The sequence below is a fragment of the Pseudodesulfovibrio portus genome (assembly GCF_026000375.1).
In the GTDB taxonomy this organism is placed as follows: Bacteria; Desulfobacterota; Desulfovibrionia; order Desulfovibrionales; family Desulfovibrionaceae; genus Pseudodesulfovibrio; species Pseudodesulfovibrio portus.
In genome coordinates, this window is sequence record NZ_AP026708.1 from 2,731,842 (window position 1) to 2,750,067 (window position 18,226).

15 protein-coding genes are annotated in these 18,226 nt (G+C 63.3%); 1 reads left to right on the forward strand and 14 read right to left on the reverse strand.

The window, feature by feature from the left end; translation table 11 throughout:
• The 6 genes from kduI to nhaB form a co-directional block, all read right to left on the reverse strand.
• Positions 1 to 828 carry a 5-dehydro-4-deoxy-D-glucuronate isomerase gene (kduI, locus tag OO730_RS13030; RefSeq protein ID WP_264981907.1) on the reverse strand — a complete coding sequence of 276 codons (828 nt, stop codon included), beginning with the start codon at positions 826 to 828 and terminating at the stop codon, positions 1 to 3.
• Positions 829 to 875: 47 nt separating this feature from the next.
• On the reverse strand, positions 876 to 2,150 hold the full coding sequence (locus OO730_RS13035; RefSeq protein ID WP_264981908.1) for a TRAP transporter large permease: 1,275 nt from the start codon (positions 2,148 to 2,150) through the stop codon (positions 876 to 878).
• The gene (locus tag OO730_RS13040) at positions 2,144 to 2,647 is read right to left on the reverse strand and encodes a TRAP transporter small permease (RefSeq protein WP_264981909.1); all 504 of its coding nucleotides are present in this window, start codon (positions 2,645 to 2,647) and stop codon (positions 2,144 to 2,146) included. Before OO730_RS13040 ends, OO730_RS13035 begins: the two co-directional genes overlap by 7 nt.
• Positions 2,648 to 2,730: 83 nt before the next feature.
• Positions 2,731 to 3,723, reverse strand: a complete 993-nt coding sequence (locus OO730_RS13045; protein WP_264981911.1) for a TRAP transporter substrate-binding protein — start codon at positions 3,721 to 3,723, stop codon at positions 2,731 to 2,733.
• Positions 3,724 to 3,872: 149 nt separating this feature from the next.
• Positions 3,873 to 4,823 (reverse strand): sugar kinase, encoded by a 951-nt coding sequence (locus OO730_RS13050; protein ID WP_264981912.1) that lies wholly within the window; start codon positions 4,821 to 4,823, stop codon positions 3,873 to 3,875.
• Positions 4,824 to 5,080: 257 nt separating this feature from the next.
• Positions 5,081 to 6,703, reverse strand: coding sequence for a sodium/proton antiporter NhaB (gene nhaB / locus OO730_RS13055; RefSeq protein WP_264981913.1), 1,623 nt, complete (start codon positions 6,701 to 6,703; stop codon positions 5,081 to 5,083).
• Between the two features lie 299 nt (positions 6,704 to 7,002).
• Here nhaB and OO730_RS13060 point away from each other — a divergent pair, with 299 nt between their 5' ends.
• Positions 7,003 to 7,191: a hypothetical protein gene (locus OO730_RS13060; RefSeq protein ID WP_264981914.1), complete on the forward strand. Its 189-nt coding sequence runs from the start codon at positions 7,003 to 7,005 to the stop codon at positions 7,189 to 7,191.
• A gap of 7 nt (positions 7,192 to 7,198) precedes the next feature.
• Here the strand turns inward: OO730_RS13060 and OO730_RS13065 are convergent, their stop codons facing one another.
• The 8 genes from OO730_RS13065 to OO730_RS13100 form a co-directional block, all read right to left on the reverse strand.
• A complete protein-coding gene (locus OO730_RS13065; protein WP_264981915.1) occupies positions 7,199 to 10,282 on the reverse strand; it encodes an efflux RND transporter permease subunit in 3,084 nt (1,027 codons plus the stop codon).
• Positions 10,279 to 11,451: an efflux RND transporter periplasmic adaptor subunit gene (locus OO730_RS13070; RefSeq protein ID WP_264981916.1), complete on the reverse strand. Its 1,173-nt coding sequence runs from the start codon at positions 11,449 to 11,451 to the stop codon at positions 10,279 to 10,281. Before OO730_RS13070 ends, OO730_RS13065 begins: the two co-directional genes overlap by 4 nt.
• A gap of 287 nt (positions 11,452 to 11,738) precedes the next feature.
• A complete protein-coding gene (locus OO730_RS13075) occupies positions 11,739 to 12,002 on the reverse strand; it encodes an RNA recognition motif domain-containing protein (RefSeq protein WP_264981917.1) in 264 nt (87 codons plus the stop codon).
• Positions 12,003 to 12,167: 165 nt separating this feature from the next.
• Positions 12,168 to 13,400 (reverse strand): DEAD/DEAH box helicase, encoded by a 1,233-nt coding sequence (locus OO730_RS13080; RefSeq protein ID WP_264981918.1) that lies wholly within the window; start codon positions 13,398 to 13,400, stop codon positions 12,168 to 12,170.
• Between the two features lie 279 nt (positions 13,401 to 13,679).
• Entirely contained in the window at positions 13,680 to 14,651 is a 972-nt protein-coding gene (locus tag OO730_RS13085) for an ABC transporter ATP-binding protein (protein ID WP_264981919.1), read from the reverse strand.
• Complete coding sequence (locus OO730_RS13090; protein ID WP_264981920.1) at positions 14,648 to 15,682, reverse strand: ABC transporter ATP-binding protein; 1,035 nt, start codon at positions 15,680 to 15,682, stop codon at positions 14,648 to 14,650. The genes OO730_RS13085 and OO730_RS13090 overlap by 4 nt, the downstream gene beginning before the upstream one ends.
• Positions 15,672 to 16,610 (reverse strand): acetamidase/formamidase family protein, encoded by a 939-nt coding sequence (locus OO730_RS13095; RefSeq protein ID WP_264981921.1) that lies wholly within the window; start codon positions 16,608 to 16,610, stop codon positions 15,672 to 15,674. Before OO730_RS13095 ends, OO730_RS13090 begins: the two co-directional genes overlap by 11 nt.
• Entirely contained in the window at positions 16,597 to 18,210 is a 1,614-nt protein-coding gene (locus tag OO730_RS13100) for an ABC transporter substrate-binding protein (RefSeq protein WP_264981922.1), read from the reverse strand. Before OO730_RS13100 ends, OO730_RS13095 begins: the two co-directional genes overlap by 14 nt.
• Positions 18,211 to 18,226: the final 16 nt, after the last annotated feature.

Consider the following 18,226-nt stretch of genomic DNA (forward strand, 5'->3'; position numbering starts at 1 on the left):
TTACTTGAGTTCACCCATGTCGATGCCGTCCATGTCGGTGAAGGTCTGGTTTTCGCCGGCCATGCCCCAGATGAAGGTGTAGGCGCCGGTGCCCACGCCCGAGTGCAGGGACCAACTGGGGGAGAGCACCACCTGGCCTTCCCGGACCACGATATGCCGGGTCTCGTCCGGTTCGCCCATGAGGTGGAAGACCACGTTTTCCGGGCTCATGTCGAAGTAGATGTAGGCCTCCATGCGGCGCTGGTGGGAGTGGGGAGGCATGGTGTTCCAGACGCAGCCCGTTTCCAGGGTGGTCATGCCCATGACCAGCTGGCAGCTCTTGACGCCGTCTGGATGGATGTACTTGCGGATGGTCCGCTTGTTGCTGTTTTCCACCTCGCCCAGGGTGACGGGCTGGGCGTCGGCAAAGGAGATGTGGGTGGTCGGGTAGGTGGTGTGGGCCGGTGCGCTCAGGATGTAGAAGCGCGCCGGGTTGGCGGCGTCGTCGCTGTTGAAGGCGATCTCCCTGCCGCCCATGCCGATGAACAGGCCGTCGCGGGGGGCCATGGCGTACCCTTCGCCGTCCACGGCCACCGAGCCCGGGCCGCCGATGTTGATGACGCCCATCTCGCGGCGCTGCAGGAGGTAGTCCGCGCCGATGATCTTGGGGTCGGCTTCGAGACTGACCGGCTTGGTCGGTTTCACGCCGGCCACGATGAGGCGGTCGTAGAACGAGTAGACCATGGTCGGTTCTTCCTCGAACAGGGATTCGATCAGAAAGTGTTCGCGCAGCTCGTCAGTGTCCATGGCGGCGGCGTGATCAGGGTGTACTGCGTGGCGAACTTCCATTGTATGGCTCCTTGAAGGTTTGAATATATGTTTTACATATTAAGTAGTTAATAGAACAGTGAAGGCAGCCAGAGCGTCACCTGCGGCACGAACGTGATCAGCAGAAGCACGATCAGGTTGGCCAGCAGGAATGGCGCGGCTGCGGTGAATATGGTCCCTATGCCGAGTTTACTTATTGCCGAGGCCACATTCAAGCACATGCCGACCGGCGGCGTGACCAGGCCCACGGCCAGGCCCGAGATGAGCAGGACGCCGAACTGGATGCCGTCCACGCCCACGGCCCGGGCGGCGGGCAGGAAGACCGGCGTGAGCAGCAGGATGGCCGGGCTGACGTCGACGAAGGTGCCGGTGACGATGATGATGATGTCGAGCACCAGCAGCATGAGCAGGGTGGGCATGTCCAGGCCGGTGACGAACGCGGCCACGGTCTGGGGGATGCGCTCCAGGGCGAGAATCCAGATGTAGAGCTGGGACAGGGCGATGATGATCATGACCGTGGAACTGGTCAGGATGGCGCTCTTCATCAGCTCCGGCACCTTTTTCAGGTCCAGTTCGCGGATGACGAATGCGCCGACCAGGAAGGCGTAGAGGGCTCCCATGCCTGCGGATTCCGTGGCCGTGGCCACGCCGAAGACCACCGCGCCCACCACGAATGCGGGCATGATGATGGCCAGGATGGACTGCCTGGTCCGTTCCACGACCAGGGCGCGGGTCAGGACGATTTCTTCCTTGGGGTATTTCTTGATGTAGGAATACACGAGGGTGATGCCCAGCATCAATACGCCGATGAGCACGCCCGGGATCAGGCTGCCCATGAACAGCTGGCCCACGGATTCCTCGCTGACCAGGGCGTAGATGATCATCGGCACGCTGGGCGGGATGATCATGCCCATGGTGGAGGAGGCCACGGTGATGCCGCTGGAAAATTGGGGGGTATAGCCCTTCTTGACCATTTCCGGGATGAGTACCGCGCCCACGGACGCCGTGTCCGAGACCGAGGAGCCGGATATGCCGCCGAAGATCATGCTGGCCATGACGTTGACCGCGCCCAGGCCGCCGCGGAAGCGGCCGACGAAGATCATGCTGAAATTGATGAGTCGCGTGGTCACGCCGCCCGAGTTCATGAACAGGCCCATGAGGATGAACAGGGGGAGCGCGATCATGGCATAGGAATCCATGCCCGCGAACAGCCGCTGGGGCAGGACCGTCAGCAGTTCCGGGTGGACGAAAAGGAAATAGAGGAATCCGGAGACGCCCAGTGAATAGGCGATGGGAACGCCGAGCAGCAGGCAGATCATGAGGCTGCAGAGAAGAATCAGCATGTGGTGTCACTCCCTTGGAGATCGTCGCTGACGACGATGCGGATCATGTGAAGCAGACAGAAGAAGCAGGCCAGCCCGCATCCCAGGGGAATGATCGCCTGGACGATCCACATGGGCAACCGCATGACCGGCGACTCGAACGCACCGGCCGAAGCGATCCAGGGGAGGCTGAACCAGCCCATCACGGCATTGACCATGCACACCAGCAGGCAGCCCACGAAGTCCATGACCTTCCGGAAGTTTCCTTTGGTCATGTCCTTGAGACAGCTGATCTTGATGTGCGTCCCGTTGCTGATGGCGGCTGCGGCCCCGAGGGCCGTGGTGTAGATGAACAGGAAATTCATGGCTTCGCTGCCCCAGATGAGTGAGGAGTTGAACCCGTACCGCAGGACAACCAGGGTCACCGTCAGGCAGAGGATGAACAGGAAGAACACGGTGACCGTGACTTCCAGCCCCTTCCTGAGCCAGTATTCGATTGTATCGAGCCAATAATGCATAGAACCCTCCCCTTCCACAGAGTCCACGGCGATCACGGGAAGGGGGGTCTTCCCGTGATCGCCGATGTGTTACGGAGTTTCTACTACTGAGCGATCTTCTGGGCGCGATTGATGTCGTCCCAGGTGAAGTCGCCCTGATCGACATAGTACTGCCAGACCGGCTTCACGGCTTCGACGAATTCCTTGTAGGCGGCTTCTTCGAGGACGTTGACCTCGAGCTTGCCCTTGAGGGTCTCGTAGTAGCCGTCTTCAGAGGCCAGCCAGATCTTGTTGCTGTAGTTCATGGTGTCCACGGACACTTCGTCGAAGACCTTCTGCAGGTCGGCGGGAAGGCCCTTGTACCATGCGGGGTTGACGTAGAACGGATCCGGATGGACCTGCCAGTTCAGGACGGACAGGTATTTCTGGACTTCGTAGAACTTCATGTCCACGCAGTTGGAGAAGGGGTTCTCCTGGCCGTCCACAACGCCGGTCTTCAGCGCCATGTAGGTCTCGGTGTAGGGGACCTGCTGCGGGTTGGCGCCCAGTTCCTTGAAGGTGCGGATGGTCACGTCGATGGGGGGCGTACGCAGCTTGAGGCCCTTGAGGTCGGCCACGGAAGTGATGGGACGGACCTTGTTGGTGGGCTGGCGCATGCCGCCTGCAACGCCGGTGGCCGGGACGTAGAAGCCGTTGGCCATGGCGCCCTGGTTGATTTCCTTGCCCAGGTCGGAGTTCATGACCTTGACCACCTGGTCGGCGTTGGCGAACATGAAGGGCAGGGTGTACATCAGGTACTTCTTGTTGGCGCGTTCGAACAGGCCGCCGCGGCAGCCCTGGAGGTTGCCGAGCTTGACCATTTCAAGAACTTCGGACTCCTTGCCCAGGGTGCCGGAGAAGTACAGCTCGACCTTGATCTTGCCGTCGGAGCGTTTTTCCAGCTGCTCCTTGAAGTAGACCATGGATTTGCTTCGGGGATGGTTCTCCGACTGCGTGTTGGCATACTTGAACACGTGGTCCGCCGCAGAAGCCGAGCCGATCATGGCAGGCACGGCCATCGCGAATACGAGGACTGCAATCATCAGACGTCTGAACATTTCGATACCCTCCTTGCAAAAAGGAAAAGTTGTTTCCCGGCATCTGTTTGTCGCAGATGTCGGCTTGGACCGCAACGGGACCAATTCTCCCTCCAGTCCCGCTCACACAATTTCCATAATATGAAATTCATTTCACAAAACGGGCCCGGCTAGTCGGGGCCGGGCGCCATATGTGACAGAATATCCTTTCTCGCGGGTATGGGCGTCACGCAGCCGAAGCCCGTGGTGCTCAGCCCCGCCGCCGTGACCGCAAAGCGGGCACACCATTCGGGCGGGCGGTTTTCCATGTACGCGGCGGCAAATGATCCGGCAAAGGTATCGCCCGCCCCGGAGGCGTCCACCGCGTTCACCCGCATGGCCGGGATGCGCTTGATCCCGTCGCCGGACGCCAGCAGCGCGCCGTGGGTGCCCAGTTTCAGGACCACTGTCCCTGCGCCGAGCTCCAGGTATTTCCGGACGGCGGCTTCCGGCTCGATGGAGCCGAAAAGCATTTCGGTCTCTTCCATGCTGGGAAAGATGATGTCCGCCCGGGAAACGGACTCCTCGATCACGCTGACGGCCTTTTCCATGGGCCACAGGGCCGGGCGGTAATTGGGGTCGTAGGAGATGAGGGTCCCGGCCTGCCGTGCGATGTCCATGGCGGCGAAGGATGTCTCGCAGGCGGAGTCGGAGATGCCCTGGGTCACGCCGGTCACGTGGAGCAGGCGCGCCTCGCGGATGGACACCTCCGGCAGCAGGTCCGGGGTCATGAGCGAGGCCGCCGAGCCCGACCTGTAGTACGTGAAATAGTGGCTTCCGCTGTTCCGGGATATGAAATAGATGCCGGTGGGCCCGGCTGCGGAGCGCTTCACTAGGCTGGTGTCGATGCCCTCTTTGGCCCACATGTTCAGGAATGCGTCGCCAAAGGGGTCCTGGCCGATCTGGGTCAGCATGGACACGTCCCCGCCGGCCCTGCGGGCCGCCACCGCGAAGTTGGAGGCGTCGCCGCCGAAGCCGGTGATGAACGAGGAGACCGTGTCGAGGGTTCCTTCGTCGGTGGCCGACAACTCGATGAGTGGTTCGCCCAGTGAGATGATCGATTTTATGCTCGTTGCAGCCATGGTGTTTTCGGGTTGAGATTCTCCGGCTGCGCCCGCCGGTCGGAGGTCCTGTTTCTCCTCCGTTGGACCCAAATTAGGCGGCAGGCCAAATAGGCGTCAAGATGATTTCAATATTCAGATAAAGTTTTCATAATGTGAAACAATGAAAAGAAGGGCGGGGAGCGGGCGCGCCCGGGAACCGGGGGAAGCGAAAAGGGCTCCCGATCATGATTGGTCGGGAGCCCTTGCGTGCCGGACGGTTGTTTCTTTAACGGGGGTTAAAGAAAGGCGTACACCGCTGCCAGTCCGGTCAGGGACATGGTGATCGTGTAGGGGAGCGCCAACATGACCATTCTGCCGTAGGAGAGGCGGATGACCGGAGCGAGGGCGCTGGTCAGCAGGAAGAGAAACGCTGCCTGGCCGTTGGGGGTGGCCACCGAGGGGATGTTGGTCCCGGTGTTGATGGCCACGGCCAGCTTGTCGAAATGCTCCATGGTCTGCTCGACCAGGACTGCGGTATCGTGAGGAAGGGTCGCGAGTGTTTCGGCTCGCGCGATGTGCGTGTCCGTGAGCCGGGCCATGAGTTCCTGCCCGCTCATCCCGATACCGGGAATGGTGTCCAGCACGTGAACGAAGTGCAGCTTGGTCTCCGAGATGTAGACCGTGGCCACAAAGACGTTGTCCGAAATGGACGAAAGAATTCCGTTGGCCGCGTAGTATGCCACGAGCTGGTTCTGGCCCTTGAGGTGCAGGACGAACTCGATGATCGGGGTGAACAGCTCCTGGGAGTGGATGACCGCGACCACGGAGAAGAAGACCACCAGCAGTGCGGTGAAGGGCAGGGCCTCCTCGAAGGCGTGGCCGAGCTGGTGCTCCTCGGTGACGCCCGTGAAGGCGGTCAGGAGGATGATGACCGACAGGCCGATCAGCCCCACTGCCGCCAGGTGGAAGGCCAGGGCGGCGATCAGCCACAGGCCGACGCATGCCTGGATGACCAGCTTGAGCCGGCCCTTGGGTCCTGCCTTTGCCTCCATCTCGATGGCTGTCTCCAGGAGAAAGGAGCGGATGTTGCCGGGCAGTTTGTGCCCGTATCCGAAGAGGTGGAACTGCTCCACGACCAGGCAGGTCACGAGACCCACGGCCAGGACGGGCATGGTCACGGGCATGGCGTGCAGGAAGAACGGGATGAAGTGCCAGCCCATCTCGCCGCCCACCAGCAGGTTCTGCGGCTCGCCCACCAGGGTGCACACGCCGCCCAGGGCCGTGCCCACCGCGCCGTGCATCATCAGGTTGCGCAGGAAGCCCCTGAATTTGCGGAGTTCCGCGCGGGACTGCTCCCTGACGGAATCGTCCGAGTTCAGGTCGTGGGCGTCGGCGTAGCTTTTGCCGGACACGAACCGGTGGTAGACGTTGTAGAACCCGTAGGCCACGGCCATGATGACTGCGGTCACGGTCAGGGCGTCCAGGAAGGCCGAGAGGAACGCGCCCGCGATACAGAACAGCAGGGCGATGGCCTTCTTGGAGCGGACCCGGACCAGGATGCGGGTGAAGGTGAACTGCAGGAAGTCCTTCATGAAGTAGATGCCCGCCACCATGAAGATCAGCAGCAGAATGACCTCGAAGTTCTTCAGGGCTTCGTGGTAGACCACTTCGGGCGAGGTCAGGCCCATGATCACGGCCTCGACGGCCAGCAGGCCGCCCGCCGGAAGGGGGTAGCACTTGAGCGCCATGGCCAGGGTGAAGATGAACTCGGCGATCAGCGTCCAACCGGTGACGAAGGGGCCGACCGTGATCATCAGTACGGGATTTGCGATGAGGAACCCGACGATGGTCAGCTTGTACCAGCCGGGGGCTGCGCCGAGGAAGGTCTCGGCAAAGGTGCGGGAAAGGGGGGCTTGCATTGTTTACATCTCCTTGAAACGTGACAAAACGCCTCATGCGGCGGGGTGTGGAAGCCGGATTGGTCTCCTGCCGAGGCGTCGCGTCAATGAATTATCCGTTTGAGCGAGTTTGATGCGTGTCGTTTGTCCTGTTGCCTGAAACGGTGCAGGGGACGGACCCCGGCACCGTGAACAAACTAATGGAATGTCATCGTCGTGGCAATCATCACGACCATGATTATGGTCATGCCGGTGCCGCTTCGGACGTGGTCGATGGCGCGGTGACCGCCGGGATATAGATCAGGGCGTTGGCCTGGTGAGTGGGCAGCACAAAGGTGTTCGAGCCTGCCACGGCCATTCTGCCGCAGGGTTGCGCGTTCTCTGTCGAGAGGATCGAGGACGAGGTCATCGGATTATTGGATATCCGGTTCGTGTCGGAAATGGAGGAGGCCGTGACCATCACCCTCGATCTGGAACCCCGGGAAGAGGACGCCCTGGCCGAAAGTTGACGGGCTCCTAGCGCCCCCGGTTGCCGAACAACCGGTTCAGCTTCTGCTGGGCCGCATCCAGATACATGTAATAGACCGGCGTGAAGTAGAGCGTCAGGAGCTGGGAGACCATGAGCCCGCCGACCACGGCCAGGCCGAGGGGCCGCCGCGCCTCCGCGCCCGCGCCGATGCCCAGCGCGATGGGCAGGGTGCCCATGAGCGCGGCCATGGTGGTCATCATGATCGGCCGGAACCGGGTCAGCGCGCCCTGGCGGATCGCCTCCATGGCGGCCAGGCCCTGCTCGCGCTGGGTCTCCACGGCGAAGTCGATCATCATGATGGCGTTCTTTTTCACGATCCCGATGAGCATGATGATGCCGACAAAGGCGTAGATGTTCAGGGCCTCGCCGAAGAAGATCAGGGTCAGGAGCGCGCCCACGCCCGCCGAGGGCAGTCCCGACAGGATGGTCAGCGGGTGGACGAAGCTCTCGTACAGGATGCCGAGCACCAGGTAGATGACCAGGATGGCCATGGCCAGCAGCACCCACAGGCCGCGCATGGATTCCTGGAAGGCCTGGGCCTCGCCCTGAAAGCTGGTGGAGATGGACGGCGGCACCACGTCGCGGGCCAGGGCGGTCACCGTGTCCACGGCCGAGCCCAGGGATTGGCCCGGCGGCAGGTTGAAGGAGATGGTCGCGGACGGCAGCTGCCCGGAGTGGTTCACGGACAGCGGCCCCACGCCGAGGTTCCATTTGGCCAGGGATTCCATGCGCACCAGCTTGCCGTTTTTCGAGCGCACCGAGAGCATGGCCAGGGCGTCCGGGTTGCTCTGGTACTGCGGGGCCAGCTCCATGATCACGTCGTAGGTGTCCGTGGGCGCGTAGATACTGGAAATCTTGCGGTTGCCGAAGGACGTGGAAAGGGCGTCCTCCACCTGGTAGGCGGTGATGCCCAGCGCCGACGCCTTGTCCCGGTCGATGGCGATGTTCAGCTCCGGGTTGTCGAACTCCATGTCCGAGGTCACGTCCTGGATGGAGTCCAGTTCCTGCATGCGCCTTTCCATCTCGGCGGTCACCCGGAACAGTTCTTCGGTGTTGGGGCTTTGCAGGGTGTACTGGTACTGCCCCTTCGAGCTGCGCCCGCCGATGCGGATGGGCGGCGGGTTGGACACGAACGCCCGGATGCCCGGCACCTGGGAGAGCTTCTTCCTGAGCCGTTGCTGCACGACCTCCACGCTTTCGCGCTCGGAGCGGGGCCGCAGGTGGAGCATGAGCCTGCCCGTGTTGCCGCCCCGGTTGGGACCGCCGCCGCCGACCACGGACATGTAGCCGTCCACGGCCTTGTCGGTGGAAACGATCTTCATCAGCTGCTGCTGGCGTTCCATCATGGTGGCAAAGGCCACGCCCTGTTCCGCTTCGGTGGAGACCATGAGCCTGCCCGCGTCCTCGGTGGGCAGGAATCCCTTGGGGATGGCCCGGAACAGGACCACGGTCATGACCAGGACCAGCACCGAGGCCAGCATGGTCAGCCGGTGGTGGCGGATGGTCCAGTCCAGGGTCCCGGAATACAGGTCGCGCATGGCCTCGAAGCCGCGTTCGAAGAAATTGAAGAGCCTGCCGTGTTGCTCCCGCTTTTTCGGGCGGATGATCAGGTTGCAGAGCATGGGCGTCAGGGTCAGGGAGACCAGCCCGGAGATGAGGATCGAGGCGCAGATGGTGACCGCGAATTCGTGGAACAGCCTGCCCACGATGCCGCCCATGAACAGCACGGGCAGGAAGACCGCGGCCAGGGAGATGGTCATGGACACGATGGTGAAGGCCACCTGGCGCGAGCCGTCGAGCACGGCCTCCCTGGTGGTCTTGCCCATCTCGCCGTGGCGGACGATGTTTTCCAGCATGACGATGGCGTCGTCCACCACGAAGCCCACGGACAGGGTCAGGGCCATGAGCGTGATGTTGTTCAGGCTGAACCCGTAGAGGTACATGACGGCGAAGGTGCCGATGATGGACATGGGCAGGGCCAGGCTCGGGATGAGGGTGGCGGACAGGCGGCGCAGGAAGAGGAAAATGACCAGGATGACCAACCCCACGGTCAGGAGCAGGGTGAACTGCACGTCCTGAATGGATTCCTTGATGGACTCGGAGCGGTCGTAGAGCACGTCCAGCTCGACCGCCGCCGGGAGTTGTTCCTGGAAGGAGGGCAGCAGCTTGCGCACGGCCTGGACCACTTCCACGGTGTTGGTGCCGGGCTGCCGCTGGATGGCCAGGACCATGCCGGGCTGGCCGTTGTACCAGTTGAGCCGCCGGGTCTGGGACACGGAGTCGAACACGTCGGCCACGTCGGCCAGCCGCACCGGTGCCCCGTTGCGCCAGGCCACCACCAGGGGGCGGTAGTCGTCGGCGTTCATGAGCTTGCCGTTGGAGCGGACGATATACTCGCGCACCGGCCCGGCCACCGTGCCCACGGGCAGGTTGACGTTGCCGTTGCGCACCGCGTCGGCCACCTCGTCCACGCCCAGTTCCATGGAGGAGAGCTTCTCCGGCGAGAGCTGGATGCGGACCGCGTATTTCTTGGACCCGTAGACCATGACCTGGGCCACGCCGTTGACCATGGAGATGCGCTGGGCCATGAGGTTCTCGGCGTACTCGTTGACGTCCGACAGCCGCATGGTGGGCGAGGACAGGGCCAGGTACAGGATGGGCGAGTCCGCCGGGTTGACCTTGCGGAAGCTCGGGGCCGAGGTCATGTCGTCGGGCAGCCTTCTCAGCGCGGTGGTGATGGCCGACTGCACGTCCAGGGCCGCGTCGTCGATGTCCCGCTCCAGGTCGAACTGGAGGGTGACGCGGGTGGCTCCGAGGCTCGATATGGAGGTCATGGAGTCGAGACCGGAGATGGTGGAGAACTGTTTTTCAAGGGGCGTGGCCACGGACGAGGCCATGGTCTCCGGGTTGGCCCCGGACAGGCTGGCCTGGACCTCGATGGTCGGGAAGTCCACGCTGGGCAGGTCGCTGACAGGCAGCCTGAGGTAGGCCATGGCGCCGAACACGAGGATGGCGGTCATGACCAGGGTGGTCATGATCGGGCGGCGGACGAACAGTGCCGACGGGTTCATTGCTGCGCGCCTTCGGCGGTCTTCGCCTTGTCCTTTCCGCCTTCCCCGCCGGGGGGCGGCTGGTTCTTGACGGATACCTGCGCGCCGGGACTCAACCCTACCTGGCCGTCAAGCACCACCAGCTCGCCGGGTTCGAGGCCGGAATCGATCACTGTCCGTTCACCCACGATGTAGGTGGATGTCACGTCGCGCGGGGTTACGGTGCCGGTGTTCTTCTCCGTGGGAGCGACCACGTACACATACGGCCCGTTCATGCCCTGGAGCACGGCCCCGGTGGGGAGCAGGAGCGCGCCTTTCAGGGTGCGCAGGGTCAGCCCCACGCGGGCGAACTGCCCCGGCCAGAACCGGTTGTCCTCGTTGGGGTAGGAGGCCAGCAGCCGGATGGTGCCCGTGGTCGTGTCCACGGCGTTGTCCACGGCGGTCAGCTCGCCCTGCACGGTCAGGCCGTCGGTGCCCGAAGGGGTGATGTCCACCCGGAGCGGGCCGTGGGCCTGGCGCTGCATGATCTCGCCGAGGTATCGCTCCGGCAGGGTGAAGGACACGATGATGGGCCGGATCTGGTTGATGACGCACAGGGTCCGGTCGTCGTTGGCCTTGATGACGTTGCCCTCGTTGACCTGGACGATGCCCACGCGGCCGGAGATGGGCGCGGTGATGGAGGCGTAGGCGCGGTCGAGCTGCGCCTTTTCCAGGGCCGCCTCGTTCAGCCGGATGGTGTTTTCCAGGGAGGTGGCCTCGGCAAAGGTGTCGTCGTACGTGTCCTGGGAGACCACGTTCTTTTCCCTGAGCTTGGAGTATCGGCGCAGGTCTTCGCGGGCCTTGTTCAGGTGGGCGCGGTCGCGGTCGAGCTTGGCCCGGGCCTCTTTGATCGCCAGGTCGAAGGAGCGCGGGTCGATGCGGAAGAGCAGGTCGCCCTTTTTCACGTCCTGGCCGTTTTTGACCAGCTGTTTGTCGATGATGCCGCCCACACGGGATTTGATTTCCACCGAGGCCAGCGGGGTCACGTTGCCCACTGCGCTCAAGCTGACCGGCACGTCCTCACGGGTCGCGGCCACCACCGTGACCGGCACGGTGCGGGCGCGTTTGGCCTGCTTTTCCTCGCCTCCGCAACCGGCCAGCACGCTGAGCGCGAGCAGGCAGAGCAATGCGGGGGAGGCAAGTCGGTTCAAGGGCAATGTGTACCAGGCCGTGTGAGATGATGGTATGCGAGACACGCGTGCTCCCGTGATGCGGCGCGGCAACAGGATAGGGGAGGAATAGGTTGCCGGTCCGTTGAATAGTCGGTTGAAGGACCCAAGGCTTCCTGCGCTTATAAATCCAAAGCTGCGGGAAGACAATGCAATCCTTGCGGGCGAATGGGTTCGCACCGAAAAAGACGCACGGCGCTTCGTGAAATGAAAAACCCCCTGCCTTCATCGAAGAAGACAGGGGGAATTTGTTTTGTGTGGCGAAATGCCTACCAGCGGGGGCGTTCCTCGCGGGGCTTGGCGATGTTGACCTTGATGTTGCGGCCGTCGAAGTCCTTGCCGTCGAATTCGGCGATGACGGCGTCAGCGCCGGCGTCGTCCATTTCCACGAAGCCGAAGCCGCGGGGGCGGCCGGTTTCACGGTCTTCGATGAGCTTGACGGAGATGACTTCACCGTGGGCTGCAAAGGCGTTGCGGATGTCGTTTTCGGTCGTGGCCCAGGCAAGGTTGCCGACGTATAAGTTCTTGGACATGAGAGTCTCCTGTTGTTTGTTTGGTTGGGTTGTGCCGATCATGCCCCGGAATGAGGTCGTATCGGCGTTGTCTCGAAAAAGGGTCAATGGTCGATTGTGGCCGTGCTCCGCCTGTGCGCAGGTGCGCCGGTTCGGGGTCGGGCCTATTGAAAACGTGCCGGGAGTCTAGGCTGCGGCCCTTGCGGGACGGCGCTTGTTGCGCCTCCCGTTGCGGGCGTTGCCTTTACCCGTCGGGTAGGGGCGTGATTCGCTCCGGGGCTCGGGAGCATTGGCCTGGGGCTCGAAGCCGCTGGGGACCTCGGGCTTGACCGTGATCTTCATGGCCCGCTCGATGGCCCGGACCTGGCCGATGTCGGCCTGGGTGACCAGGGTGATGGCGTTGCCGGAGCGGCCTGCGCGGCCTGTCCTGCCGATGCGGTGGGTGTAGGTTTCCACCGTGTCGGGCATGTCGTAGTTGACCACGTGGGTGATGCGGTCGCAGTCGAGGCCGCGCGCCGCAATGTCCGTGGCGACCATGATGGAGAAGCGGCCCTTGCGGAAGCCGTCCAGAGCCCGCTGGCGCTGGTTCTGGCTCATGTTGCCCTGCAGGAAAGTCGTGTCCCAGCCCCGTTGGGAGAGCTTGCGGGACAGGTCCCTGGCCTTGTGCTTGGTGCGGGTGAAGATGAGCATGCTCTTGTGTTCGGCCCTGGAGAGCAGGTTTTCCAGCAGTGCGTTCTTCTGGCTGGTGTGCGTCTTGTAGAAGACGTGATTCACGCTGGCCACGGGAGAGGTGTTGGCCACCTGGACGGTCTTGGGGTTGTTCAGGATCTTGTTGGCCAGGAGCCTGATGTCCTTGGGCATGGTGGCGGAGAAGAGCAGGTTCTGCCGCTTGGCCGGGAGCTGGGCGATGACCCGCTTGATGTCCGGCATGAAGCCCATGTCGAGCATCCTGTCCGCTTCGTCGAGGACCAGGGTGTCGATGGTGCCGAGGTTGACCACGCCCATCCTGGAGGTGAGCGCAACCAGCCGTCCGGGGCAGGCCACGATGACCTGGGAGGTCTTGCAGGCCCGGATCTGCTGGCCCATGGCCACACCGCCGATGACGGCGCAGCTGCGGATGCCGGTTCTCCGGCCGAGGGAGTTGAAGTCTTCGGTGATCTGGAGCGCCAGTTCCCTGGTCGGCGCCAGGATCAGGACGCGCGGGGTGCGCTGCCGGGAGGTGCAGGAGATGATCTTCTGCAGCAGGGGCAGGGCAAAGGCAGCGGTCTTGCCGGTGCCGGTCTGGGCCAGCCCCATGACGTCGTGTCCTTCGAGGACGAGGGGGATGGCCTGCTCCTGGATGGGAGTGGGCACGGCATAGCCGCAGGATTTGATGCCCGCTTCGATGCGGGAGTCAAAGGAAAAGGTCTGAAAAGTCATTAAAGAGCCTTGGGTGAAAAGGAAGGAATATCGACGGCGCGCGACAGCGGTCGAACCCGGAATGTCCGGGGGAGTTTTATTCATGCTCTGGTACGGGGGAGTAAATCTTTTTCTGACGAGGAACGTTAGTTGCCCAATGGGGGCAAAGAAGTAATCGTGCGTCCAGTCACGCTGAGTGGACCCCTTGTCACAGCTTTTTTCAGAGAAGTAAAGGTTTATTTTGGGCAGGGCGAATATTGTCCCCGCTCCGGTCGGACCGGAGCGGGCGGGCAATGCGCGCTAGTCGTTATAGAGGTGGCAGCGCACATAGTGGGGCGAATTCTTGGTGCCGAGGTTCCGTTCCCTGGGCGGTTCGGTTTTGCAGCGGTCCATGGCCTGGGGGCAGCGCGGGCAGAATCGGCAGCCTTCCGGGGGACGCGAGGGGTCGGGGATGTCGCCGCCGAGCCGTGTGCGCCGGGCGCGCTTGCCCATGTCCGCCACGGGGATGGCCGAGAGCAGGGCGCGGGTGTACGGGTGCAGGGGGCGGTCGTAGAGCCCGTCGGTGTGCGCGGTCTCCACGATCTGCCCGAGGTACATGACGGCCACCCGGTCGCTGATGTGCTTGACCACGGCCAGGTCGTGGGAAATGAACATGTAGGTGAGGGCCATCCTTTCCCGCAGTTCCACCAGAAGATTGAGGATCTGGGACTGGATGGACACGTCCAGGGCCGAGACCGGCTCGTCCAGGACCACCAGCTCCGGGCGCAGGGCGATGGCCCTGGCAATGCCGATTCGCTGGCGCTGGCCGCCGGAAAATTCATGGGGATAGCGGTCGGCCATCTCCGGCTTCAACCCCACGGTCTCGAGCAGCTCCTGCATGCGCGCCCTGCGTTCGGCGTGGGTGCCCACGTTGTGGATGACCATGGGCTCGATCAGGGTCTGGGCCACGGTGCGGCGCGGGTTGAGCGAGGCGAACGGGTCCTGGAACACGAGCTGCATCTGCCGCCGGTCCGCCTGCAACTCCCTGCTGCTCAGGGAGGTCAGGTCGTGGCCGTTCACGTGCACGGTGCCGCCGGTGGGCTCCAGCAGGTGGATGCACAGCCGGGCCAGGGTGGACTTGCCGCAGCCGGACTCGCCGACCACGCTCAGGGTCTCGCCCCGGTTGAGCGTCAGGTTCACGCCGTCCACGGCGTGCACGACCCGGTCCGTGCCCTTGAGCGGGAAATGCTTGACCAGGTTGGTGGTCACCAGGAGTTCTTCTTTGGTATTCATCGCGGTAGGTATTTCCAGCAGGCAACGCAGTGGGATTGCCCGTTTGATTCATGGATGGCGGTCATGGCCGGGGCCTCCTCGATGCAGCGGGGCGTGCATTCCCCGCATCGGGCGGCAAAGTAGCACCCCTTGCCGCGCTGGTGCGGGCTGGGCACGGTGCCGGGAATGGTCGGCAGCCACTTGCGCACCTCGTCCAGGCGCGGGATCGAGATCATCAGCCCTTTGGTGTACGGGTGCGAGGGATGCTCGAACAACCGGTCGATGGGGCCGTGCTCAACGATTCGGCCCGCGTACATGACATAGACGTAGGAGCAGGTCTCGGCCACCACGCCGAGGTCGTGTGTGATCATGAGCACGGACATGTTCAGGTCCGCCTGCAGCTCGGCCAGCAGTTCCAGGATCTGCGCCTGGATGGTTACGTCGAGGGCGGTGGTCGGCTCGTCGGCGATGAGCAGGCCGGGACGGCAGGCCAGGGCCATGGCGATCATCACCCGCTGGCGCAACCCGCCGGACAACTGGTGCGGCGTCTGCCTGAGGCGTTTTTCCCCGCCGCCGATGCCCACCATGTCGAGCAGCTTCAAACACTCCTCGCGGGCCCGATCCTTGGAGTGGCCCAGGTGGATGCGCAACGGTTCGGCCAACTGCCAGCCGATGGTGAACGTGGGGTTCAGGCTGGTCATGGGCTCCTGGAAGATCATGCCGATGTCCCTGCCCCGGATGGAGCGCAGCTCCTTGTTCGAGGCCTGGAGCAGGTCCTTGCCCCGGAACCGGATGGCCCCGTTGTCGACGAAGCTGGGCGGCGACGGGAGCAGTCCCATGAGGGTCATGACGCTGACCGACTTGCCGCAGCCGGATTCGCCGACCAGCCCCACGGTCTCCCCGGAGGGGACGTGGTAGCTGATCTTGTCCAGCACGCGGATGTCGCCGTCGTCGGTATGGAAGCCGACGGTCAGGTCGTCCACCTCGAGAATGTTGGTGTCTGCCGGAGCAGTCCCGAGGGACTGCTCCGGCAGGGTCGTATTAGAGTTCAAAGACGATCCTCGGGAAGTAGCAGGACACGATCCAGTTGGGCATGTCCACGATTTCACTGATGCGAAGGTCTGCGCACACGCTGCACAGCATGTAGGCGTCAACGGGGGCGAGACCCTTTTCCGCAGCCAGCTTGTCGACCATGTCGCCGACGCAGTTCCTGGCGCACTCCATGAGGTCTTCGCCCATGGCCATGGTCACGTCGTACCCGGCCTTGTCGAAGTGGCTGGAAACCGGGCCCGTGGTGGTGAACTGCGGGAAGTTCAGGTTTGCGCCCTTCACCAGGTCCAGTTTCAGGGTCATGGCCATGGGGGCCTCGATGGCCGTGCCGCAGATTTCGCCGTCGCCCTGGGCGGCGTGCCCGTCTCCGCAGGAGAAGAGCGCGCCCGGGACACCGACCGGGATCAGGATTTCCGTGCCCACGTTCATGTCGCGGGTGTCCATGTTGCCGCCGAACTTGCGCGGGTTGACCACCGAGTGGCAGCCCGCCTCGGGCAGGGCGTTGCCCATGATGCCGGGGAACGGCTTGAGCGGCACCTTGGCTCCGCCCTTGAACTCGGCGGGCGCGGTGCAGGCGGGGTCGAACTCCCAGATGTGCAGCGCGGGCTGGTCGAAGCGGTCGGCCAGGAGGCCGAAGCCGGGGATGTTTGCGGTCCATCCCCAACCTTCGAGCTTCAGGTCCATGACGGTTACTTTCAATGCGTCTCCGGGCTCGGCGCCCTCGACAAAGACGGGACCGAATGTCGGGTTGACCTTGTCGAAATCGAACTTGGAGACGTCTTCCAAGGTGGAATTGCGGTTCAGCTGGCCGCCGCCGGCGTCCAGGGTGTCGAATTCCACCACGCTTCCGGGGGCAACGGCCATCACGGGGGTGATGGCGTTGTCCCAACCGAAGTGGAGGTGTTTCTTTTCGATGCTATTGGACTGCATTGGAGTAGATGTAGCTGTAGTTGAACGGGATATGCACGGGATCGATGAAGGCCTTCTTGTCGCCGCTCACGTTCTTGGAGTGCATGTTGAAACGGGTTTCGTTGAACACGGGGACCCACGGGGCGTCGTCCATGATCTTGATGAACGTTTCCATCCACAGTTTCTCGCGGTCGGCCTGCTTGGCCGGGTCGGACATGGCGTCGGCCTTGTTGGCCATGGCCTCGACCTCGTCGTTGCAGTACCAGGACCAGTTCCAGCCGCCCTTGACCGCGCCGCCGCAGCCTAGGATCGGGCCGTAGAAGTTGGACGGATCCGGGAAGTCGGCGATCCAGGCCATGCCGCCGGACCAGATCATGGGAGCCTGGTCGGGCTCGCCGCCCGCGGCGATGACCGTGCCCTGCGACTGGGACTTGATGTTGACCTTGATGCCGATCTCGGCCAGGTCGCGCTGGATGGACTGGGCGATGCGGGGGTTCGGGTCGACGTTCATGCAGTACAGCTCGGTCTCGAAACCATCGGCCAGACCGGCTTCGGCCAGCAGGGCCTTGGCCTTGGCCACGTCGAAGGCGTAGCCTTTGTAGGCCTTGTCGTAGCCCGGCATGGTCGGGGGCAGGGGCTGGTTGGCCGGGATGGCGCGGTTGTTGATCATCTTGACGATGCGGTCCTTGTTCACGGCCATGTTCACGGCCTGGCGCACGCGCACGTCGTCAAAGGGCTTCATCTTGACGTTCATGGTGATGTAGCCGGTCTGGAGGTCGGAACCGGAGACCACCTGTTTGCTCCACTCGGGGTCCTGCATGATCTTGACGAAACGCGCCGCAGGGATGGAGTCGCCCAGGATGTCCACTTCGCCGCGCTGCAGTTTGAGCAGGGCGACCGAGGGCTCCAGGCCGATCTGGATGGTGATCTTGTCGAGGTACGGCAGACCGGCCACGAAGTAGTCGGGGTTGCGCACCATGGTCAGGTACTGGCCGAGTTTCCATTCGGCGAGCTTGAACGCGCCTGCGCCCACGGGGTGGTGGCCGAAGTCGTCGCCCCATTTCTCCACGGCTTCCTTGGGGACCACGGAGGAGAAGTTGAGCGCCAGCACGTGCAGCACGGTGGCGTCGGGGCTGGTCAGCTCGACCTTGACGGTGTAGTCGTCGGGCGCGGTGACGCCTGCCAGTTCGGCGGTCTTGCCCGCCACCAGGTCGTCGTAGCCCTTGATGGAGTGGTAGAAGCCCTGGGCCGGGGACTGGGTCTTGGGCTCGACAACGCGGGTCAGGGAGTAGACCACGTCACCGGCTTTGACCTCGCGGCCGTTGTGGAACTTCACGCCTTTTTTCAGCGTGAACACGTAGGTCAGGCCGTCGGGGGACACGGTGAAGTCCTCGGCCATGTCCGTGACCAGCTTGGCGGTGCCTGCCTCATAGGTCATGAGACGGGCGTTGAGGGACTTGATGATGGACCAGTTCTGCCAGTCATAGCCGATGGCCGGGTCCAGGGTGACCACGTCTTCCTTGTAGGAAACCACCGCTTCGCCGCCCGCCTTGATGGCCATGGCGGGCACGGCCATCATCAGGACGGCCAGGGCGGCCAGGAATAATACTCTCTTTTTCATTTCCGGAACCTCTCTT